Source organism: Bifidobacterium sp. 2450 (genome assembly GCF_041900695.1).
GTDB classification, from domain to species: domain Bacteria; phylum Actinomycetota; class Actinomycetes; order Actinomycetales; family Bifidobacteriaceae; genus Bifidobacterium; species Bifidobacterium longum.
On sequence record NZ_JBHEEA010000014.1, the window covers coordinates 1 to 22642 of the forward strand.

A 22642-nucleotide genomic window follows, 5' to 3' on the forward strand; every position below is an offset into this window, starting at 1 on the left:
GTGGTGGTGGTTTGAGAACTCAAGAGCGTGTTTGTACTACTTCTTTATAGTCAATGATTGCCAGTTCATCGTCAGCCTTGTCTTTTGTGGCGGGGTGCCCCGGGAGGGGTTGAATGATGGTGGGGTTTTTTGAGGGCGTCCTTCCTTAAGGACGTGCTCGTCAATTTTTGTTTTGAGAGTCATCTGTTCGGATGTTTTTCATGAAGTTTTTTTGTGGAGGGTTCGATTCTGGCTCAGGATGAACGCTGGCGGCGTGCTTAACACATGCAAGTCGAACGGGATCCATCGGGCTTTGCTTGGTGGTGAGAGTGGCGAACGGGTGAGTAATGCGTGACCGACCTGCCCCATGCACCGGAATAGCTCCTGGAAACGGGTGGTAATGCCGGATGTTCCAGTTGATCGCATGGTCTTCTGGGAAAGCTTTCGCGGTATGGGATGGGGTCGCGTCCTATCAGCTTGACGGCGGGGTAACGGCCCACCGTGGCTTCGACGGGTAGCCGGCCTGAGAGGGCGACCGGCCACATTGGGACTGAGATACGGCCCAGACTCCTACGGGAGGCAGCAGTGGGGAATATTGCACAATGGGCGCAAGCCTGATGCAGCGACGCCGCGTGAGGGATGGAGGCCTTCGGGTTGTAAACCTCTTTTATCGGGGAGCAAGCGTGAGTGAGTTTACCCGTTGAATAAGCACCGGCTAACTACGTGCCAGCAGCCGCGGTAATACGTAGGGTGCAAGCGTTATCCGGAATTATTGGGCGTAAAGGGCTCGTAGGCGGTTCGTCGCGTCCGGTGTGAAAGTCCATCGCTTAACGGTGGATCCGCGCCGGGTACGGGCGGGCTTGAGTGCGGTAGGGGAGACTGGAATTCCCGGTGTAACGGTGGAATGTGTAGATATCGGGAAGAACACCAATGGCGAAGGCAGGTCTCTGGGCCGTTACTGACGCTGAGGAGCGAAAGCGTGGGGAGCGAACAGGATTAGATACCCTGGTAGTCCACGCCGTAAACGGTGGATGCTGGATGTGGGGCCCGTTCCACGGGTTCCGTGTCGGAGCTAACGCGTTAAGCATCCCGCCTGGGGAGTACGGCCGCAAGGCTAAAACTCAAAGAAATTGACGGGGGCCCGCACAAGCGGCGGAGCATGCGGATTAATTCGATGCAACGCGAAGAACCTTACCTGGGCTTGACATGTTCCCGACGATCCCAGAGATGGGGTTTCCCTTCGGGGCGGGTTCACAGGTGGTGCATGGTCGTCGTCAGCTCGTGTCGTGAGATGTTGGGTTAAGTCCCGCAACGAGCGCAACCCTCGCCCCGTGTTGCCAGCGGATTGTGCCGGGAACTCGCGGGGGACCGCCGGGGTTAACTCGGAGGAAGGTGGGGATGACGTCAGATCATCATGCCCCTTACGTCCAGGGCTTCACGCATGCTACAATGGCCGGTACAACGGGATGCGACGCGGCGACGCGGAGCGGATCCCTGAAAACCGGTCTCAGTTCGGATCGCAGTCTGCAACTCGACTGCGTGAAGGCGGAGTCGCTAGTAATCGCGAATCAGCAACGTCGCGGTGAATGCGTTCCCGGGCCTTGTACACACCGCCCGTCAAGTCATGAAAGTGGGCAGCACCCGAAGCCGGTGGCCTAACCCCTTGTGGGATGGAGCCGTCTAAGGTGAGGCTCGTGATTGGGACTAAGTCGTAACAAGGTAGCCGTACCGGAAGGTGCGGCTGGATCACCTCCTTTCTACGGAGAATTCAGTCGGATGTTCGTCCGACGGTGTGCGCCCCGCGCGTCGCATGGTGCGGCGGTGGCGGGGTTGCTGGTGTGGAAGATGTCGTTGGCTTTGCCCTGCCGGTCGTGCGGTGGGTGCCGGAGTGGTGCGGATGCGCTTTTGGGCTCCCGGATCGCCACCCCAGGCTTTTTTGCCTGGCGCGATTCGGTGCCCGTCGTGCCCGAGGGCCGGCCGTGTGCCGGTGCGGCGGCGTGGCGGTGCGTGGTGGCTTGAGAACTGGATAGTGGACGCGAGCAAAGCAAGGGTTTTCTGGATCCTTGTTTTGCTGTTGATTTCGAATCGAACTCTGTTGTTCGTTTCGATCGTTTTGTGATCATTTTTAGTGTGATGATTTGTCGTCTGGGAATTTGCTGGAGGAATCTTGCGGCGCATGCATGTTGCGTGTGTGTTGCTTGCAAGGGCGTATGGTGGATGCCTTGGCAGACAGGACCGATGAAGGACGTTTGAGGCTGCGATATGCCTCGGGGAGCCGCCGACAGGGCTTTGATCCGAGGATTTCCGAATGGGGGAACCCACCGACCGTCATGGGTCGGTACCGGCTTCGGCCGGGGGGTACGCAGGGAAGTGAAACATCTCAGTACCTGCAGGAAAGGATATTCCGTGAGTAGTGGCGAGCGAAAGCGGATGATGGCCAAACCTTGCGCGTGTGATACCCGTCGGGGGTTGCGCGCGGGGTGTTGCGGGATCGCGTGCGCCGGCTCCGACGGGCCGGCCGGCAGTTGCAGAAAACCATGTGTCAGGGGAACCGGGTTGAATACCGGGCCGCAGAGGGTGAGGGCCCCGTACCTGAACGCGCATGGTCTGCCGATCGCGTCTCCCAAGTAGCACGGGTCCCGTGGAACCCCGTGCGAATCCGCCCAGACCGTTGGGTAAGCCTGAATATTCCTGTCTGACCGATAGCGAACGAGTACCGTGAGGGAAAGGTGAAAAGTACCCCGGGAGGGGAGTGAAACAGTCTCTGAAACCGTGCGCCTACAATCCGTCGGAGCCCTTTTGTGGGGTGACGGCGTGCCTATCGAAAAATGAGTCTGCGAGTCAGTGGCATGTGGCGAGCATAACCCGTGTGGGGTATGCGTAGCGAAGGCGAGTCTTAAAAGGCGTTTAAAGTCGCGTGTCCTGGACCCGAAGCGGGATGATCTAGCCCTGAGCAGGTTGAAGCGCGGGTAAGACCGTGTGGAGGACCGAACCCACCTGGGTTGAAAACCGGGGGGATGACTTGGGGCTAGGGGTGAAAGGCCAATCAAATTCCGTGATAGCTGGTTCTCTCCGAAATGCATTTGGGTGCAGCGTCGGGTCATTACGTCCCGGGGGTAGAGCTACTGGATGCTTGCGGGCCCGTATCGGGTACCAACAGCAACCAAACTCCGAATACCGGTGACGCGTATCCCGGCAGTGAGTCGGCGGGGGATAAGCTTCGTCGTCGAAAGGGAAACAGCCCAGACCGTCGTCTAAGGTCCCGAAGCGTGTGCTAAGTGGGAAAGGATGTGGAGTCGCATAGACAGCCAGGAGGTTGGCTCAGAAGCAGCCATCCTTGAAAGAGTGCGTAACAGCTCACTGGTCTAGTGGTTCCGCGCCGACAATGTAGCGGGGCTCAAGCACACCACCGAAGACGCGGCAGTGTTTTGTACTGGGTAGGAGAGCGTCCCATGAGGGGCGAAGCGGCCGTGTGAACGCGCCGTGGACTTCATGGGAGTGAGAATGCAGACATGAGTAGCGAGAGACGGGTGAAGATCCCGTCCGCTGGATGACCAAGGGTTCCAGGGCCACGTTCATCGTCCCTGGGTGAGTCGGGTCCTAAGGCGAGGCCGACAGGCGTAGTCGAATGGATGAACGGGTCGATATTCCCGTACCGGCTTTCAGCCGCCAAAACCGAGGCAGTGAGTACTAACCTCCGGCCGCGGGCTTACCTCCACTTCGGTGGTGGGATGCCTTCGGGCGTTGGGACCGTAGCTGTAGTAGGTCAGCGCAGGAGTGACGCAGAGGGGTAGCCGGCCGCGGAGGTGGTCTTCCGTGGTCAAGCACGCAGGGCGTGGGACAGGCAAATCCGTCCCGCGTGTGCCCGAGGTGCGATGATGGGGGCCGTTCGGCCCGATATCCGGTGATCCCGGCTGCCGAGAAAAGCTTCGGCGTCAGGCTCAAAGCCGCCCGTACCCCAAACCGACACTGGTGGTCAGGTAGAGAATACCAAAGCGATCGAGCGAATCCTGGTCAAGGAACTCGGCAAATCACTCCCGTTCCTTCGGTTTAAGGGAGACCCCCGATGGTGAACCGCCTCGCGCGGGGAGCTTTTGGGGGTGGCACAGACCAGGGGGTAGCGACTGTTTACCAAAAACACAGGTGCATGCGAAGGCGCAAGCCGCTGTATATGCACTGACGCCTGCCCGGTGCCGGAAGGTTAAGAGGATCCGTCAGCCTTTGGCGAAGCGGTGAATTCAAGCCCCGGTAAACGGCGGTGGTAACTATAACCATCCTAAGGTAGCGAAATTCCTTGTCGGGTAAGTTCCGACCTGCACGAATGGCGTAACGACTTCCCCACTGTCTCGACCAGGAGCTCGGCGAAATTGCAGTACGAGTAAAGATGCTCGTTAAGCGCAGAAGGACGAAAAGACCCCGGGACCTTTACTATACCTTGGTATTGGCATTCGGTGTGGATTGTGTAGCATAGGCGGGAGGCCGAGAGGCGCGGTCGCCAGATCGCGTGGAGCCGCAAGGTGAAATACCGCTCTGTTCGCATTGGATGTCTAACCTCGAACGGTCATCCTGTTCAGGGACAGTGCCTGGCGGGTAGTTTAACTGGGGCGGTTGCCTCCCAAAGAGTAACGGAGGCGCCCAAAGGTCCGCTCAGCCCGGTTGGCAATCGGGTGGCGAGTGCAAGTGCACAAGCGGGCTTGACTGCGAGGACGACGGTCCGAGCAGGGACGAAAGTCGGGACTAGTGATCCGGTGCCGGTGTACGGACGCGGCATCGCTCAACGGATAAAAGGTACCCCGGGGATAACAGGCTGATCATTCCCAAGAGTCCATATCGACGGGATGGTTTGGCACCTCGATGTCGGCTCGTCGCATCCTGGGGCTGGAGCAGGTCCCAAGGGTTCGGCTGTTCGCCGATTAAAGCGGCACGCGAGCTGGGTTCAGAACGTCGTGAGACAGTTTGGTCTCTATCCTCTGCGCTCGTTGGAATGCTGAGGAGGCCTGCCCATAGTACGAGAGGACCTGGGTGGACGAACCTCTGGTATGCCGGTTGTCACGCCAGTGGCACGGCCGGTTGGCTACGTTCGGGAGGGATAACCGCTGAAAGCATCTAAGCGGGAAGCCTGCTCCAAGATAAGCATTCCGTGCAGCCTCGAGCTGCTGTAGTCCCCATGCAGAACACGTGGTCGATAGGCCGGACGTGGAAGCCCCGCGAGGGGTGGAGCCGACCGGTACTAACGGACGAAAGGCAACACTGACATTCCGACCCCTGGCGGTTGGACCGCATCTTCCTCCTGCAAACGACACCAGACGGCAATGAGCATTGTCTGGCCACAAGACGAAACATCGACATATTCGCGTCCGCTATCCGGTTCCCAGGCCGCCACAGGCCGGCAGACCCCAGCGTCTGGCCGTATAAGAGAAGATTTGCGGCGGCCATGGCCCAGGTGAGACGCCCGGTCCCATTCCGAACCCGGAAGCTAAGGCCTGGCACGGCGATGGTACTGCACCCGACAGGGTGTGGGAGAGTAGCACGCCGCCGCACCACACGTACAGGAAGCCCCTTGGAGCACACGCCCCAAGGGGCTTCCTCGCATACCCGAAACGCTTACGACCCAAACCCACACACCCCCACAAAAACACCGGGGGCTTTTCGCACTCATGAGACCCACGTCCGGGACCTTTCCCGGCCGGCCCCGCCGCCGGGGCCGAAGAGAGACGGCGCGGCGCGTTCCCATTTCCGCAGGAAATCCGGAAAACGGCACGTCCGTGACCGTGGAATCCCGACGCCCGGGCCTCCCCCCGGTCCGCCGCGCGGACGGGGCGGGTTCTAGTGATCGTTGCAACATCTGATCGACCGACAGGAGGATCGGATGGGCAGGTGGGCGTTCGAGGGTGTGGAGTACGCGACGCGTGGTGAGATGTGCGCGGCGAGGCGGCGCCGCTACGCCGAGCTGCCGGAGGCGGGCATGAACTTCACGCAGGCCGCCCGCGCCGTGGGCGTGTCCAAACGCACCGGCAAGGCGTGGCGCAACGGCAGGACACGATCGAACGGCAGGAACGAGAAACCGTCGGCGGACTGGTATCGTTCCGCCGTGGACATTCCCCAGAAGATCAGTTCGAGGCATCTGGACCAGGACGAGCGCATCAGCATCGCCGACTGGCGGAAGGCCGGCATGGGCGTGCGCGGGATCGCGCGCAGGCTCAATCGTCCCGCGTCGACCGTCAGCCGCGAGCCGGCGCGCAACGCGAATCCCGCGGCCGGCATGCACGAGCCGTACCGGGCCCGGCAGATGAGCGCGGACCGGCTCAGACGACCCAAGCCCGCGAAGATCCATACGGTGCCCGGCCTGCCCGCATACATTCGCGCAGGATTGCGGGCGCATTGGAGTCCCGAGCAGATTGCGGGGCGCCTGCGCGCCGATTTCCCGGATAATGATGCTATGCATGTGTGCGCGGAGACGATCCGCCAGGCCATCTACGCCCAGGCCAAGGGCGAACTGAAAAAGGACGTCATCAAGACCCTGAGGAGCGGGCGCGCCCAACGCCGGCCGCACGGGCAGACGGACTCGCGCAAGCCCCGTTTCCGCGAACCCATGATCATGATCAGCGAGCGGCCCGCCGAAGTCGGGGACCGGGCAATACCCAGTCATTGGGAAGGCGACCTGATCCGCGGCGCGGCCAGCAAAAGCGCGATCGGCACGCTCGTGGAACGCCCGACACGGTTCACGATCCTCCTGCACCTGCCCGACGGGCACGACGCCGGGCACGTCCAGCAGGCCGTCATCCGCAAGATGCGGTCGCTGCCGAAACTCCTGAGGAACTCGCTGACCTGGGACCGGGGATCCGAACTCGCCCCGCACCGGCGTGTGACGACCGCATTGGATATGCAGGTCTACTTCTGCGACCCGCACTCGCCCTGGCAGAGAGGCACGAACGAGAACACCAACGGGCTCCTGCGCCAATGCTTCCCCAAGGGCACCGACCTGGGCGGATACACGGAGGACTACCTCGACGCGGTCGCCGTCGAACTCAACGACCGGCCCCGCAAAACACTCGGCTACAGGAAACCAAGCGAGAAAATACTCGAACTCATCAACACAGCATGATACGATCGCACCAATCCAAGACCGCCATCAAGAGCGGCAAAACACACAGGTGCTGCAACCACCACTAAAATCCGTCGACGGCTCCCCTCCAGAGGGGAGCCAGAAACTGGCTTGGTTATGGGGTCGCTCTACACTGGCTTCTGCTATGCATTACTTCACCCCTAAACGTTGCGCTACGTCGAATAAAATCATGTATCACGATAAGGCGCAGGCTCAGCGTGCCGCTGATCAAAGCCTGATCGAGCGCGGAGTCGAGCTATGGGTGTACCGTTGCGAATTTTGCGGATGCTGGCACCTCACGCATCGCGATCCGCAATCCAGTTACCGACATGTACCGCTGAACCAGCAACTCAAGCCACACAGTCGTAAAAAGGGCTACAAGCCACGTAGACGTTAGCGTCAGAAGCTCCACAGGCCTCGCCAACGCCGTGTCTGAGACAGGTTACGGTCCAAACACGCCAGGTCGTAGGCTGCTAAGCGTTCAGGGCGCTCGGACACACTCCGTCCAACACTTACATCACCTTGGTGTTTTCAAGGTTGCGGATAACCCAATCGTTGAAGCGAATTACCGGCTTGCGCAACATAAGTCCCAACAGCAATGAGGGGACAAGGAACAGTGCCAGTTTGCCCATGGAAACCCAGTATTCCATGCGGAATGAGCCTGCCATGGCCGAATGCATCGCATCCACCGCATAGGGGAACAGTAGCCATTTAGAAACGACCTGGAAGAACGTCGGCAGTGTTTCAATGGGGAATGTGCCGCCGGAACCGGCTACCTGCATAACCAGCAGTACTACGGCAATGGCTTTGCCGATATCACCGAACGACAGGGTCAGCGTATACACAATATTCGAGAACACCAGTGCAGACAACCACCCGACCATCAAGAACTGAATCGGATGCTCACACTGCACGCCGAGATAGAACATATCGCCCAGGCACACCAGCGTACCTTGCAGCAAAGCAAGGAAACCGAAAATCATGTATCGGCCGAAATATTCGTGGTGCAAGCGTAAACCGAACTGCCGCGCATTGCCGGGAGACTCGGCACGCGGCTTCTTCAGCACATCCAACGCGGCGGCCGGTCCGGCAATCCGCCCGGCAATCATGGCCTCGCGAAGCCCCACTTCCGAACCGAGCGGCAGATCATTGCCCAACCCTAAGATACGAGCCTTCTCATGGTCGGAAATCGATACTTTCAACATGGCGACCAGAATGATCGCACCGACCCAAATAGACAGAATCGTGTAGAACGGAGCCATCGCGGAACCATAGTTGGCAACGGGATAGAGCGCAATGCGGTCGACCGCTACGGGTGCCGCCAGCATGGAAGCAATGGCATCGGGCTTCGCAGAAGAAATCATAGACAGGTCGATGGCGCCGCCACTGGTGATAGAGGTGAGTTGGGAAGACAAGTTGTCGAGTTTCTTTGCTGAACGGGTCAAAGCGCTAGCTGCGTCAGTCAAGGCCGACTGGATGTCTGTCAGGCTGTCTGAAACGCCGCCAGAAAGGCCTGAAACGCTGCTGACGGTCGACGCAAGCCCGTCGATTACGGAACTTGCCTGCGTGGCCACTTCGCCCATGGACGAGGTCAGATTGTTCAGTTGCGGTTTCAGCGTGCTCTTGTACGTGTCTGAAGCCTGAGTAATCGATTGTTTGGCGGCGGCGATTTGTGATTTCAGATCTCGACGCGCTGTATCGGCATCGGCAGTACCGTTGGCTATGTGCGTGGCCGCATCGCCTAGCGCGGTGGCGGCTTGCTGCATGCTCTGCTGCGCCTTTGTGGCTTGGTCTGCAGCCGCGTTCAGTTGAGCGGCAACGGTATCTCCACCCATGGGCAGCGAAGCCACTTGTTTGGCGAGATCTCGTAAAGCGGCGGCATACTTTCCAAAGCTGTCGGCCTGAGCCTCCACTTTGGATTGCATATCGGTCAGCTTGTTTGATATCTGCGAGGATTGTGAGCCCACATCGGCAAAAGCGGCATCGATCTGCTTGGCAATGGTGTCGTAGGATGAACCGGCCTGCTGCAATGCCGTACCGACGCCATCGGTGGCTCCGGACAATGCCTTGTCGAGGCTGGAGACGCCGTTGCGGGTCTGTTTCAACGCCTTTTTGGTTGTGGCCGCAGCTGAGCCTGTTGACCCCAGCAGCTTATCGGTGGAATCAATGATGCTGTTGGCGGCCCCGAGCAGATTGGCATAGGAATCCATCTGCGACGCAGTGCCGGTCAAACGAGACGACATGGTGGCAATATGACTGGTGGCGTTGTCGACGTACTGCTCCATTTGCGGGCTTTGCGCGTAATCGGCCACGTTGGAAACCAAATCCAGCGCCACGCTCGCCAAGGTCTTCACGAATGTCTGGTCGATGGTCGTGGCCACGGTGGTAGCACCCTGGTCGGTGATATGCGGAGCGATCGGATTGATTTTCTCATTGAGATAGTATTCGAGCTTGGCGTGCTTGATCTTCGGTGAAAACAGCGTCATCATATCGGAGCTGAAGCTCTTTGGAATAATCAGCGCGGCATAGTATTCGCCTGAGTTCACGCCATCGATGGCCTTAGCACGATCCACAAACTGCCAGTCAAGGTCATGATTGGCCCTGAGCGTATTGGTCACGGTTTCGCCGACGTTGATGGTGATCGGCATCAGATCGGACTTATAGCCCTTATCCACGTTCGTCACAGCGACCTTCAAGGCCTTGGTGTTGCCGTACGGGTCCCAGCTGGCGGCGATGTTGTACCAGGCGTACAGTGCCGGCACAATCGCCAATCCCATAGCCACGATTACGGCGATCACATTGCGGGTGGCTTGGCGCACGTCACGTACGAATATTTTCCAGATAAGCTTCATCGTGCGCCTCCCTGCCCAGACTGCCCGGACTGACCGGGTTGCTCAGGCTGCCCGGATTGACCGGACTGCTCGGACTGTGCGGTGTGCGCAGTCGGCTCGGCGGCCTGATCGCCGAACAGTGTGAGTCGTTCAGTGGTTTCGCCGATATCCGGATCGCTGTCCATCGCCGCTTCGTGACGTCCGTGGCCGTGGAAACGCCGCCACACATATCCGTTGAGCATCACATTGCGGAACTCGTCGGCACTCATGGCACTGACGCCAAGCTGCATGGCGTAGGTTTCGCGTGCATATTCAACCACAATGAGATAGGCGTCGATAAGAATAATCGACAGAATCCAAGAGGTCAGCATGGCGATTTTCTCTTGGGTGACGAACAGCAGCACCAGGAATACGAACGGGAGTACGGTCAGCAATGTCAGACCGGCAACGATCATCTTTGGGTACCGTGCGAAGAACCGGTGCGCGCGATGAGCGATGATATCGCGCAGTTCCTTGCTGTCGGACACCGTGCGGAATACGGAGTTCAAGCTCACCTGTTCGTTCACCATGCTGTTGTGCTCGGTGATCATCAGGTCAGTATCTCCCAAACGACGGTCGAACAGCGCGTTCAGGTTCATCGCATACCGGCGTACGACAAGTCCTACGAAGAGTGCCGCCGGCAGATACCAGAACAGGTGCAGCATGTCGAGCCAGTAATGGTTCGCGTACAGGCCGGTAATCGGGCCGCGCATCGCGTTGATGCCGTAGGTAAAGGGCAGCCACGGGTGCAGTTCGCGGAAGAAGTTCGGCATCATTTCAATCGGATACAGGCCGGAGGCACCGGGTATCTGCACAATGACCAGAATTACGGCGATGGCTTTGCCGATATGGCGGAACGCCACGGCCAGTGCGTAAATAATGTTGATGTAGACGAACGAACAGAAGATTCCGGCCAAGATGAACAGCAGCGGATGCTCGCATTGGATGCCGAGCACCAGATCGCCAATGGTGGCGATGACGGCTTGCAGGAATCCGATGGTGACCAGCAGCAGCCAGCGGCCAAGATATGCTTGCGTAGCGGTGATACGGCGAATGCCCTTGCGGTCGACCTCAAGCTTGTAGATGGCAATCAGCACGAAACCGCCTACCCACAGTGCCAGATTCGTGTAGAACGGGGTGACTGCGGACCCGTAATTGTCGGTGGCGTACACGACTTTCGTGGTCAGGGTGACGGGATTGCCCATGAATTCGCCGAATCCCTTGTCATCCAGATGCAGCGTATCCCGGATTTTCTGGTAAGCGGCGGAACTATCGAGCGTGGCGATATCGGTGCGTACGGTGGCGACATCGTTGGCCACATGGCGCAGCGAATCCTGCGTGCTGCTGATGGTGGTTTTCGTTTGGTTCAGTGTATTGGCAAGCTGGTCGAACAGCCCGTCGGCCTGATCCAAGGTGCCGGATAACGAAGTCAACGTGCCATCCAGTGTGCCGTTCAGGGCGGCGAAACTGTTCAATGATGAGGTGAGCGACGGCATTACGGTGCCGGTCAGCGAGCCGCGCGCGGTATTCAGCGCCGCGATGCCGCCGGTGGTGGTGTTGGTCATGGCTCCGGAAAGATTCGTGGTGGCGTCTTTACCGGAGTTGATGAACTGTGTGGTGTCGGTATGGAAGGTGTTGAGCTGTGTCTGCTGTTTGCTGATCAATGAGTCGAGCGCATCGATTTGTTTCCAGATGTTCTGGCCGACCGGGTCGGTGGTGTCTTTGCCGATGCCGGCTTTGGTCAGCGCGTCTTTCAGATCGCTGATTGACGTTTGGGTGGCATTCAGTGGGGCCGAAAGTGTGTTGGTGATGGTGTCGACGGAGTTCTGCGCGCTGTTGAAGGAGGCGGTGATGCTGCCGGCGGCGTTGTTGACGTGAACGGCCAGTCCGGAGAGTTGTGCTGAACTGGTGTCGAGCGCGCCGACCAGTGTGGTGGAGAAGGCTTGTGACCCGGCCTGTGTTTCCGCCAACAGTGTGCCGGACTGGCGGGAGGCCTTCTGCGCGGCCGCGACGGTCTGCTTGAGTGAGACGGTGGTCTGTTTGGCGTCGGCGAGAATCGTGTCTGATTGGGCCAGCGTGTCCTGTAAGTCGGTGAGTGAATCCTGAACGGTGTTCAGCGTGGACATCACCGTATTGAGATCATCGATCGTATCGTGCTGGACTTTGCCGGTGGTTTGGTCGAGATCGCCTCCCGCTTCGGAAACGGCCGAGGCAACGGTGGTGGCTACCGTGGTGACGAAGGCGGAGTTGATCTGCTCGTCGATGGTGGTGGCACCGGTGTCGGTGATTTTCGGTGCGATCGCGTTCTTCTTCTCGTTGACGTAATACTTGATTTTCGGCTGTTTGGAGGTTCCGGTCACTGATTCGACCAGGCTGGCGCTGAAATCCTTGGGCAACACGATGGCTGCATAGTATTTGCCGGTCTCCACGCCGTGTACGGCCTGTTCCTCATTGTCTACGAAGCGCCAGCCGAGTTCGTCGTTCTGCTTGAGTTTCTTGACGACCTGCCGGCCCGCATCGAGATGGCCGACCAGATCGTTGGTGGTGCCTTGGTCTTCATTGGCTACGGCCACTTGCAGATTGCCGGTGGCTGAATAGGGATCCCAGTTGGCGAGAATGTTGAACCATGCGTACAGCGAGGGCAGTATCGCTACGCCGAGCGTCACCACAACGGCAACGGGATTGCGTAAGATACGTCTGCAATCGCGCAGGAAGACTTGCCAAACCGTCCGCATCCAGTCCCTCTTTTCCGGTTCGTAGTCATTGCGGCCACACGCAGTCTATTCCCACCACTGGTGCGGATACTGCTGGTTTGGCGGGTTTTCTTGCAAAACTGGCCGTTGGTTGTCCGCATAATGGGACTGATATGTGGACGTTTGTTGATGGTGCGACACCGGCGGGGATGGTTGTGCAATTTTGCCGGTATCCGGTGATGAAATGTTGAGGTGTTGGGACTGAGTCGTCGCAGTGCTGAGACTGAGACGACTCAGTGACGAGCCCATCCGAGCCTATCTCGTTGGTCCTGGTCTCACTGATCCAGACGGAAGCCCTGAGCGGCGGCCTTGTCGAGCAGTGTCTGATGGCTGACATCCTGCCGACTGATCGTGGCGACCTGATCGCTGAAGGCGTCCACCGGACGGTCGGCTTGGCGCAGATCGTAGTACCGGTGAACTTCCTCGTCGAAGGCGGACAGCTGGTCGAGTACGCCATCGGCGTCAGCCGGGTAGGTGTTCTCGAAGAACTGCATCGTGTGCGGCATGCGCGGCTTGACGGTCGGGTTCTGATCGGGCTTGCCGATGGCCAGACCCAGCACCGGATACGTGTATTCCGGCAGATTCAGCACGTCGATAAGGCCGGGGATGTTGTTGAGTAGAGAGCCGAGAATCACGCAGCCCAGTCCCAGCGAATAGGCGGCGGTCTCCATGGCGTGCAGGGCCAGCACGGCGTCGTTCTGAGCTTGGGTGAAGCGATAGCTGTACTTGAGGTGGAATTCGTCGGAAGCGGGATCGATACCCTTGCGTTCGGCGATGCGTGCGTTGCGGTGCTCGTCGATGACGAACACGTACAGCAGCGGCGCGGTGGCGATATACGGCTGATGGCCGAATTCGGCGAGCTTGGCTTTGATGGCCGGGTCGGTGATGCGGATGGCGGACCAGTCGTTAAGGAACTGGCTGGACGCGGTATGTTGGGCGACGGTTTCGAGCGTGGCACGGATATCGTCGTCGATGGCCTCGCCCTTGAACTTACGGATGGAGCGGCGGCCCAGAAGAGCCTCGATTGTTGCGTTGGTAACCATGGCTTTATTGTCGCACGGCAGACGCCGGACGCCACGGTGGATTACCTCACAGTGAAATGCCGATATTGTGTGGCGGAACTGTGCTGGACTGATGGTTCCTGCCGATTGGCTGATGGTTCCTTGACGAAATTCCAGCGATGAGCCATCAGCCAACCAACAGAAACCATCATCCAACCTGGGGGTTAGCGGCTGGACTTGCGATGGCGGTGGTCGACGAACGCCTTGGAGCCCCGGTCCGACAGCTGCGAAACCACTGCGCCGAGTGCGGCCGAAACGGCGGCGAATGCCAGGCTCATTGCCAGACCTTGCGGCGCGTCTGCCGCCAGTCCCTTGCGCAGATTGCGTTTGCTCGTGCCCTTGTCCCATATCATCTGGAATGCTTTGCCGGCAACCAAGCCTGCCAGCGCTGGGACTGCCGACTTGATGAGCTTGTCGCCCAGAGAATCAGGGTCGTTGAGCCGGTCCTCGCGCAGCCTGTTGACCTTCTCGTCGATGCGGTGCAGGCTGTCGACCGCACGGTCGGCGCTGGAGGGGAAGTCGGTGTTCGTTTCGTCGCTCATGACTCTCAGTCTAATAGCATCTCAATCATCTCAGCGCAAAAGATGGGCGTTAATGGTGGAGTCATGAACGAGCGCAGGCTAGAGTGGAGGCATGAGCGAACAGAACGTGAACGGCACCGTTGCCGTCGAGAACTCTCGTGGCGGCAACGGATTTTTGGTGTTGTTGCGCCACGGCCAGACCGTGTGGAGCGAATCCGGGCAGCATACTGGGCGCACGAACATCCCGTTGACCGCGGTCGGCGAGCAGCAGGCAGCGGATGCCGGAAGGCGCCTGCGCGAAGCTTTCCCCGAAGGATTCAGCCAGGGCTGTGTGTTTTCCAGTCCGCTGAAGCGGGCGTGCCAAACCGCTGAATTGGCTGGTTTTGCGGACTGCGGTGTGTTGGACAGCATCGCTGAATGGGATTACGGCCGAGCCGAGGGGCGTACGCGCCAGCAGGTGAGTGAGGCCAGCGGTTTTGAATGGGATGTGTGGCGTGACGGGCCGCGCTCGCTGACGCCCATGCTGGAGGGCGATTGGGTCGAGACCTTGCCTTCGGGCGAGCAGGTGCCGGTCCATGCCGGGCCTGGCGAGACGCTGGAAGAAGCAGCGGCACGCGCCAAGAGCGCCATCGATGAGATTACGCCGCTGCTGAAAGACGGCCATAATGTGCTGTTGGTGGCTCATGCGCACATCCTGCGCATCCTCACCTCGCAATGGCTGGGCGTGGACCCGCATTTCGCGCGGTTGCTGCGTTTGGATACGGCACACTACTCGGTGCTCAGCGTCTATAAGGGAGATAACGTCATCGAACGGTGGAACGCCTAGCCCCGGTTGCGCTGTGATTACGCTGGCCTGCCCGCTACTGCGGGCGGACCTTTATTGTTTGTGATGGGAATTGCGGTATGTCGATAAATGATTTGCAAACGATAGCGTCGGCGTGTTGTTTTTGATGGGTATAAGTGGCAATCGATTGCCATGAAAGATATGTTAGCGCTCTCATAATTGCGAACGCTTGCATTGCGATAATGAGGCAAAAATGACTGAACTAATGGGATATCTGTTGACAATGGCCTGAAAATGATGATTTATGACGCGCCGATATTGCTATCGTTTGCAAAAAGAAGCAAACCGTTGCACAATAGTGCATGTCGATAGTCGTAAGGGTGCGTGCTAGCGTACCTGTCCTGACCGGGGACGGCCGGGGTCGACGATGAAAGAGAAAGGTTCGATGATGAATCGTACAGTCAAGTCAGCAGTCGCGATGGCGGCTATTGCTGCGATGTCCCTCGGCACTTTGGCGGCCTGCGGAAGCTCGACCTCCGGCGATGACGCCAAGGGCAAGGTCTACTACCTGAACTTCAAGCCGGAAGCGGCTGATCAGTGGGCTGCTCTGGCCAAGGAATACACCAAGGAAAAGGGCGTTGAGGTCAAGGTGCAGACCGCGGCCTCCGGTACCTACGAGCAGACCCTGAAGTCCGAAATCGCCAAAACCGAAGCCCCGACCTTGTTCCAGGTCAACGGCCCGGTCGGCTACCAGAACTGGAAGAGGTACACCGCCGACATGTCCAATACGGATGTGTACAAGGAGCTCACCAACCAGGATGTGGCCCTGAAGGATGGCGACAAGGTGGTCGGCGTGCCGTACGTGATGGAAACCTACGGCCTGATCTACAACAAGGACATCCTCAACAAGTACTTCGCGCTGGATGGCGCCAAGGCCACGTCCATGGACGAAATCGACAACTTCGACACCCTGAAGGCCGTGGCTGACGACATACAGGCCCGCAAGGACGAGCTCGGCATCAAGGGCGCGTTCACCTCCGCCGGCTTCGACTCCAGCTCCGACTGGCGCTTCAAGACCCACTTGGCCAATCTGCCGCTTTACTACGAGTTCAAGGACGACAACGTCACCGAGCAGCCGGCCAAGATCAAGGGCACCTACCTGCCGAACTACAAGAAGATCTTCGACCTGTACATCACCGACTCCACCACCGAACCCACCCAGCTGAGCGCCAAGACCGGAGATGATGCGAACTCCGAGTTCGCGCTCGGCGGGGCCGCCTTCTACCAGAACGGCACCTGGGCCTGGGCCGACCTGCAGAAGGCCGGCATGACCGCCGATCAGGTAGGCATGATGCCGATCTACATCGGCGTCAAGGGCGAGGAGAAGCAGGGTCTGACCACCGGTTCCGAGAACTACTGGTGCATCAATGACAAGGCCTCCGACGCCGACAAGAAGGCCACCGAGGACTTCCTGTCTTGGGTGATCACCTCTGATGCCGGCAAGAAGGCCCTCTCTCAGGACATGGGCTTCACCACCCCGTTCAAGACCTTCGATGACGTCAAAAGCGACAACCCGCTGACCGAGGCCGCCGTGGAAGACCAGGAGTCCGGCAAGACCCAGGTTTCTTGGAACTTCACCATGATGCCGTCCGAGGAATGGAAGAACAAGGTCGGCCAGGCGCTGCTCGAGTACGCGCAGGGCACCGGCAAGTGGGATGCCGTCAAGACCGCCTTCGTGGACGGTTGGGCTTCCGAATACGAGGCCTCGCACTGAGTCTCATAGAGTCCCTTGGCCGATAAGTAACAATCCGCGGCGCCCCTGCCATTTCCTTCTCCAGGGGCGCCGCTTTGTATTGCTGAGTCTCGCACAAAATCGACCGCCACAGAAAAAGTGTGAGGCACGCACCCGCTCAATCGCACACTGTGAGTCCATGAATCGGCGATTTTTCGCCATTCTTCACAATGTGCGATTGAGCGTTATTGTGCGGTTGCCTCACACTTTTTCTATGGTGGCGTTTTGTTGTGTGAGCCTACTTAACGCGGGAGGTGGAGGAGCGGACCTTCAGCTGGGCCGGGAACACGATGTAGGGTTGCTCAATCGGCTTTTCGTCAATGAGATCGAGCGTCATGCGGGCTGCCACGCGGGCCATTTCCACCGGATCCTGGCGGATGGTGGTCAGGCCGATATCGCCGGTGTAGAAACTATCGTCGTAACCGATCAACGAGACGTCGCCGGGCACGGAGAATCCATTGCGCTCCAGCTGGAACATAAGCGGCAAAGCAATGCCATCCTCCTGGCATGCGATGGCGGTGGGCATCTCGTCTTGACTCATGAGTTGGTTGACTACGTCGCTGATTTCATAACGTCCATCGTCATCGACCTTGCAGACGATAACCTGCGGCTCGATGCCTTCCCTGCGGCAGCAGGCGGTGAATGAGTCGAATCGGCTTTGCACGGAGAAGCTCAGCGACACCTCGCGATTGGTGCTGATGTAGGTGATGCGGCGATGTCCGAGATTGATAAGATGGCGGGCGGCCAGCGTGGAGCCCTGCACATCGTCGATATTGACGGCGGCGGTAAAGCCGCGGGCTTCGGGCTCGACTGAATTGATGCCGACGATCGGCACGCCGACCGAAGCCAGTTGCGCGATTTCGTTGTTGTCGATATCGAAAGACGCCACAATCACGGCATCGGCGTTACGGCGTACCGGCAACATCTCGAAGAATTCCTTGCGCTCCTCGATGCTGGAAATCTGGAATACCGAAATATCGTAGCCCTGCGTGTGCAGCACCTCGTTGAGCCCCTCGATGACCGAGGCGGTGAACCACAGGCGGATATGGCCGCTCATCAGTACTGCGATGCGCAGGGAGCGGCCGGATTTCAGGGCCGCAGCCGAGCGGGAGAGTGAGAAATTGAGTTTGTCGGCGATGGCGAGCACGCGCTCGCGGGTCTTGGCCGACACCAGATCCGGTCTGGTGAAGGAACGTGAGACGGTGGAGATGGAGACGCCGGCCTCGCGGGCGACATCCTGAGTGCTCGTAGCCATTGCAGCCCCCTTGCGTTGAATGGAAAATCGCAATACACATGCACAACTGACTCCAATGTACATGCTGATTGATTGATTGGCGGCGATGACAACGATTGTATTACAAACGTTTGCAAAGTGTCTATGACGGCGTTAGATTGGCTTTATATAGCCATTATCTTAGTTGAAAGAGGATTGCTGGAGTCGGAGTATGCTCGAGCTTGAAACGCTGAAAATGACAACGTTTGACATATAATGATTCGACGTTTACTGTGAACATAGGCTTGAACGAGAACAGGCCGTGCATGCGGTTCTCGATCGGCAGGCTCGCATTGAGTTGAACTCCGCAGCCGGCGCACGATGCAGTGTCGCAACGCAGCGGACTCAAGGAGGAGGAAAAGTCATGATCAGCATGGCTGGCAAGGCGATACGCAGATGGTGGGCGCTGTTCGCGCTCCCCACATTCGCCGCATTCATCATCGGGTTCTTGGTGCCTTTCATCATGGGCGTCTACTTAAGCCTCTGCGAATTCACCACCGTTACCGACGGTGAATGGGTGGGGCTTAAGAACTATGGCAAAGCGCTGAAGGACAAGGAATTCCTGCACGCGCTCGGCTTCTCCACCGCGTTCACCATCGTGACCACCATCGTGATCAACGTGATCGCCTTCACCATCGCTTACATGCTGACCAAGGCGATTAAGGGCTCCACGCTGTTCCGCTCGGTATTCTTCATGCCGAACCTTATCGGCGGCATCATCCTGGGCTACATCTGGCTGCTGCTCCTGAACGGCGTGCTGGCCCACTGGGGACGCGCCCTGACCTATAAGGCGTCCTACGGGTTCTGGGGCTTGGTCATCCTGGTGTGCTGGCAGCAGATCGGCTACATGATGATCATCTACATCGCCGGCCTGCAGGCCCTGCCCACCGACGTGCTGGAGGCTGCGGCCGTGGACGGCGCCAACGGACGGCAGACCATGTTCCGCATCATCATCCCGCTGATGATGCCATCCATCACCGTGTGCTCCTTCCTGACCGTGACCAACGGTTTCAAGCTCTACGATCAGAACCTCGCATTGACCAACGGTGCGCCGAGCAACATGTCTGAAGGTCTGGCGCTGAACATCACCCGCACCTTCTACGGCCGTATGGGTTGGGAAGGCGTCGGCCAGGCGAAGGCCGTGCTGTTCTTCATCCTGGTTGCGGTCATCGCCCTGATTCAGAACAAGCTCACCACGAGCAAGGAGGTGGCAGCCTGATGAACGAGAACAAGCCTGTGAAGCATGGCGCATTGTGGGCCGTGCTGTTTGCCGTCGTCTCCCTGTTCTGGATTTTCCCGATCGTCCTGGTGCTGATCAACTCCTTCAAGCAGAAGGCGTACATCTCCAAGAACGCCTTCTCCCTGCCGACCGGCAAAGCGTTTGTAGGACTTGAGAACTATGTGCGCGGCATCGAGACCACGCAGTTCTTCGCTTCCTTCGGCTGGACGCTGCTTATCACTGTCGGCTCGGTGGTGCTGATTCTGGTGTGCACCTCAATGTGCGCATGGTGGATCGTGCGCGTGAACAACTGGGCTGCGAAGCTGCTCTACACCCTGTTCCTGTTCAACATGATCGTGCCGTTCCAGATGGTGATGTTCACCCTTTCCAAGATCGCCGACATGCTGAAGCTCAATACTCCGTGGGGCCTGTGCATCGTGTACCTCGGCTTCGGTGCCGGCCTGGCCGTGTTCATCTTCACCGGCGTGATCAAAGGCATCCCGCAGGAACTTGAGGAATCCGCCATGATTGATGGCGCGTCCGTACCACGCATCTTCTTCCAGATCGTAGTGCCGATTATGAAGCCGTCGATCGTCTCGGTGGCCATCCTCGAAGCCATGTGGATCTGGAACGACTACCTGCTGCCGTACCTGACGCTCGACCTCGGCAAGTACAAGACCATCTCGGTCGCCGTGCAATACCTCAAGGGCGGCTACGGTTCCGTAGATATGGGCGCCATGATGGCCTGCCTGGTGCTGGCAATCATCCCCATCATCGTCTTCTACTTGGTATGCCAGAAGTATATAGTCTCTGGTGTCATGGCGGGCGCGGTCAAGGGGTGAGCCCGACAATCTGGCTCCCCTCCCTGAGGGGAGCCAAAAGCTGTACAAGGAGTAGTTGATGAACTGGCTGGCACCGGACTCGAAATTCATGCGCGCGTGGAGCAATCTTGTTGACGGCGTATGGATCAACATTCTGATGCTGGTCACTTCGATTCCGATCATCACCATCGGTGCGGCCCTGACTGCCGGCCATGATGCTTGCCGCCGCTCCATCGAGGGCGAGGGCAAAGGCGTAACCGCCAACTACTTCAAGTCATTCAAAACCAACTTCATCAAAGCCACGCTGCTGTGGCTGCCGTTCTTGGTGGCGCTGATTGCACTGGTCTGGTCATGGATCGTCCTGCAGATCGCGCCGCTGCTCATCATCAAATTCGCGCTGACCATCCTCTGGCTTATCGGTTTCGAATGGGTGTTCGCGCTTCAGGCACGCTTCGAGAACACCGTGGCCGGCACCTTGAAGAACACCTTCATCTTCGGCATCTCCCACATCGCGATGACCGTGGCCCTGGTCATCGTGGATGCCGTGTTCGTGGCGCTGCTGGTGGCCAGCTGGTTCCACATGCCCGGTGGACTGTTCCTGCTGGTGATCCTTGGTTACGGCACCATGCTGATGCTCCATATCCCCGTCACCGAGCGCGTCTTCAAGCCATATCTCGCCGATCCTGCGGATTCTCCCGAGAGCATGCAACGCTAAGCAGCTATCAGACAGTCAACGACACTGGGGCGCTGGCCTACGCAATACTGGGCGGTATCCCGCGTTACCTAGAGGAATTTGACCCATAAATTCCATTTGTGAATAGCTTTCACTGAGTACTCCTCAGTGAAAGCTATTCACAAATGAGACTCTACTTCTTCGCCTGAGTGAGCTGGTAGGCCGCAAAGAGAATGGCGAGCCAGATCACGCCGGCGATAACGGCGACGCGGTAGCTGGCGGAGAAGCACATGAGCACCACCACCAGTGCCAAGAACGCCAACACCACCCACGGGGTCACCTTAGCGAACGGCAGCTTGAAGTGAATCGCGTCGAGCGCTTCCTTGCCGGACTTGCCGGCCAGCTCGGAATCCTCGGGAGCGCCGCCCGCGGCGACCACCTTACGGAACTTCATTTCGGTGAACATGATCATCGTCCAGTTGATGATGCCGGCGATGGTGGCAATCGACATCAGATAGTTGAACGCGAACTCAGGCCACACGAACACCACGACCACGGCGATGGCGGTGATCACGGCGGACGTCAGCACGCCGGCCACCGGCACGCCCTTAGCATTGAGCTTGCCCAGATACGCGGGCGCATTGCCTTGCTTGGCCAGCGAATACAGCATGCGGGAGTTGGCGTACAGGCCGGAGTTGTAGACGCTCATCACAGCGGTCAGGCACACGAAGTTGAGGGTGCCGGCGGCCGCGTGGATGCCCACGGAATCGAAGATTTGCACGAACGGGCTGGGAACATCGTCTCCGCCGATGGTGTTCCACGGTATTACGGCCATGATTACGCCGAGCGCGCCAATGTAGAACACGAGAATTCGCCAGATAATGTCATTGGTGGCGCGGGGAATCGTACGACGAGGGTCCTCGGTTTCGCCGGCGGTGATGCCGATGAGCTCGGTGCCGCCGAAGCTGAACATCACCACGACAAGCGCCATCAACAGGCCGGTCCAGGTGCCGTCCTTAGTCTGCTCCATGAGACCGTTCGGGAAGAAGCCCCCTTCCAAGGTGAACCAGTTGGCAAAGCTCGCTTTGATGCCGGATGTGGTGGGCAGAGCGAAGATGATGACGGCCAGGCCGCCGATAATCATGGCGATCACGGCCACAATCTTGATAATGGCGAACCAGAACTCGAACTCACCGAACTTGGAGACGCCCAGCAGGTTGGCGGCGCAGATAATCACCAAGAACACGGCCGCCGACACCCATGTCGGAATCGCCGGGAACCAGTAGTTCACAAACGAACCCACCACTGACAGCTCCACCATCGAGACGAGGATGTAGTTGAACCAGTAGTTCCAACCGGAGATGAAGCCGGCGCGCTTGGACCAGTAGCGAGTGGCGTAGTAGCTGAACGCGCCCGCCTTCGGATCCTCAACGGACATTTCGCTCAGCGCGCGCACGATCATGAAGATTGCGAAGCCGCCGACCAAGTAGGCGAGCAGAATCGAGGGGCCGGCCAGCGCGATGGATTCGCTGGAACCATAGAACAGGCCGGTTCCGATGGCGCCGCCCAATGCAATCAGCTGGATATGACGGTTCTTCAGTGACTTGCGCAGCGTGGCCGGCACCGGCACATCGTCGGTTTCGCGCGGCTTCTTAGGCGCATCAGTAGTACTCATTGTGCCCTTCTCTCACATTTCTTGGGTTTTGGCGCACGCGGGGCTTGCCGCGATGCGCAACGTTCGTTATTCTATGCCGCCGTATCGTCTCAGAAATGGTCAATCGTCTATTTGTG

The 22642-nt window shown here is 58.7% G+C and carries 13 protein-coding genes and 3 rRNA genes; 10 read left to right on the forward strand and 6 right to left on the reverse strand.

From position 1 onward, the window contains the following. Nucleotides 1–210 precede the first annotated feature (210 nt). From ACEUKI_RS08390 to ACEUKI_RS08410, 5 genes are all read left to right on the forward strand, one after another. Nucleotides 211–1736 (forward strand): 16S ribosomal RNA (locus tag ACEUKI_RS08390). Between the two features lie 433 nt (nucleotides 1737–2169). After that, nucleotides 2170–5233: ribosomal RNA gene (locus ACEUKI_RS08395) — 23S ribosomal RNA — on the forward strand. A gap of 170 nt (nucleotides 5234–5403) precedes the next feature. Beyond that, a 5S ribosomal RNA gene (gene rrf / locus ACEUKI_RS08400) occupies nucleotides 5404–5520 on the forward strand. The 16S, 23S and 5S rRNA genes sit together here, the layout of an rRNA operon. A gap of 328 nt (nucleotides 5521–5848) precedes the next feature. Beyond that, nucleotides 5849–7084, forward strand: a complete 1236-nt coding sequence (locus ACEUKI_RS08405) for an IS30 family transposase (RefSeq protein ID WP_374156730.1) — start codon at nucleotides 5849–5851, stop codon at nucleotides 7082–7084. Nucleotides 7085–7229: 145 nt separating this feature from the next. Then, nucleotides 7230–7481 carry a hypothetical protein gene (locus ACEUKI_RS08410; protein ID WP_080785720.1) on the forward strand — a complete coding sequence of 84 codons (252 nt, stop codon included), beginning with the start codon at nucleotides 7230–7232 and terminating at the stop codon, nucleotides 7479–7481. A gap of 115 nt (nucleotides 7482–7596) precedes the next feature. On the opposite strand, the gene ACEUKI_RS08415 is transcribed toward ACEUKI_RS08410, so the two are convergent. The 4 genes from ACEUKI_RS08415 to ACEUKI_RS08430 form a co-directional block, all read right to left on the reverse strand. After that, nucleotides 7597–9936, reverse strand: a complete 2340-nt coding sequence (locus ACEUKI_RS08415; protein WP_374156713.1) for a YhgE/Pip family protein — start codon at nucleotides 9934–9936, stop codon at nucleotides 7597–7599. After that, nucleotides 9933–12689: a YhgE/Pip family protein gene (locus ACEUKI_RS08420; protein ID WP_374156714.1), complete on the reverse strand. Its 2757-nt coding sequence runs from the start codon at nucleotides 12687–12689 to the stop codon at nucleotides 9933–9935. Before ACEUKI_RS08420 ends, ACEUKI_RS08415 begins: the two co-directional genes overlap by 4 nt. A 293-nt stretch (nucleotides 12690–12982) precedes the next feature. Beyond that, on the reverse strand, nucleotides 12983–13750 hold the full coding sequence (locus ACEUKI_RS08425) for a nitroreductase family protein (RefSeq protein ID WP_374156715.1): 768 nt from the start codon (nucleotides 13748–13750) through the stop codon (nucleotides 12983–12985). Nucleotides 13751–13932: 182 nt separating this feature from the next. Beyond that, nucleotides 13933–14310 carry a DUF4235 domain-containing protein gene (locus ACEUKI_RS08430; protein WP_013141481.1) on the reverse strand — a complete coding sequence of 126 codons (378 nt, stop codon included), beginning with the start codon at nucleotides 14308–14310 and terminating at the stop codon, nucleotides 13933–13935. A gap of 91 nt (nucleotides 14311–14401) precedes the next feature. Between ACEUKI_RS08430 and ACEUKI_RS08435 the strand changes: the two genes are divergently transcribed. Then, nucleotides 14402–15115 (forward strand): histidine phosphatase family protein, encoded by a 714-nt coding sequence (locus ACEUKI_RS08435; RefSeq protein WP_374156716.1) that lies wholly within the window; start codon nucleotides 14402–14404, stop codon nucleotides 15113–15115. Nucleotides 15116–15500: 385 nt separating this feature from the next. Then, the gene (locus tag ACEUKI_RS08440) at nucleotides 15501–16847 is read left to right on the forward strand and encodes an ABC transporter substrate-binding protein (RefSeq protein ID WP_374156717.1); all 1347 of its coding nucleotides are present in this window, start codon (nucleotides 15501–15503) and stop codon (nucleotides 16845–16847) included. A gap of 256 nt (nucleotides 16848–17103) precedes the next feature. Here the strand turns inward: ACEUKI_RS08440 and ACEUKI_RS08445 are convergent, their stop codons facing one another. Beyond that, the gene (locus ACEUKI_RS08445; protein WP_080785726.1) at nucleotides 17104–18120 is read right to left on the reverse strand and encodes a LacI family DNA-binding transcriptional regulator; all 1017 of its coding nucleotides are present in this window, start codon (nucleotides 18118–18120) and stop codon (nucleotides 17104–17106) included. A gap of 382 nt (nucleotides 18121–18502) precedes the next feature. Here ACEUKI_RS08445 and ACEUKI_RS08450 point away from each other — a divergent pair, with 382 nt between their 5' ends. The 3 genes from ACEUKI_RS08450 to ACEUKI_RS08460 are packed head-to-tail and all read left to right on the forward strand — an operon-like array spanning nucleotide 18503 to nucleotide 20893. Further along, nucleotides 18503–19357 carry a carbohydrate ABC transporter permease gene (locus ACEUKI_RS08450; RefSeq protein ID WP_374156718.1) on the forward strand — a complete coding sequence of 285 codons (855 nt, stop codon included), beginning with the start codon at nucleotides 18503–18505 and terminating at the stop codon, nucleotides 19355–19357. Next, on the forward strand, nucleotides 19357–20199 hold the full coding sequence (locus ACEUKI_RS08455) for a carbohydrate ABC transporter permease (protein ID WP_374156719.1): 843 nt from the start codon (nucleotides 19357–19359) through the stop codon (nucleotides 20197–20199). The genes ACEUKI_RS08450 and ACEUKI_RS08455 overlap by 1 nt, the downstream gene beginning before the upstream one ends. 58 nt (nucleotides 20200–20257) lie before the next feature. Then, nucleotides 20258–20893: a YesL family protein gene (locus tag ACEUKI_RS08460; RefSeq protein ID WP_374156720.1), complete on the forward strand. Its 636-nt coding sequence runs from the start codon at nucleotides 20258–20260 to the stop codon at nucleotides 20891–20893. Nucleotides 20894–21044: 151 nt separating this feature from the next. Here ACEUKI_RS08460 and ACEUKI_RS08465 read toward each other — a convergent pair whose 3' ends face one another. Continuing rightward, nucleotides 21045–22526: an amino acid permease gene (locus ACEUKI_RS08465; protein ID WP_374156721.1), complete on the reverse strand. Its 1482-nt coding sequence runs from the start codon at nucleotides 22524–22526 to the stop codon at nucleotides 21045–21047. Nucleotides 22527–22642 lie beyond the last annotated feature (116 nt).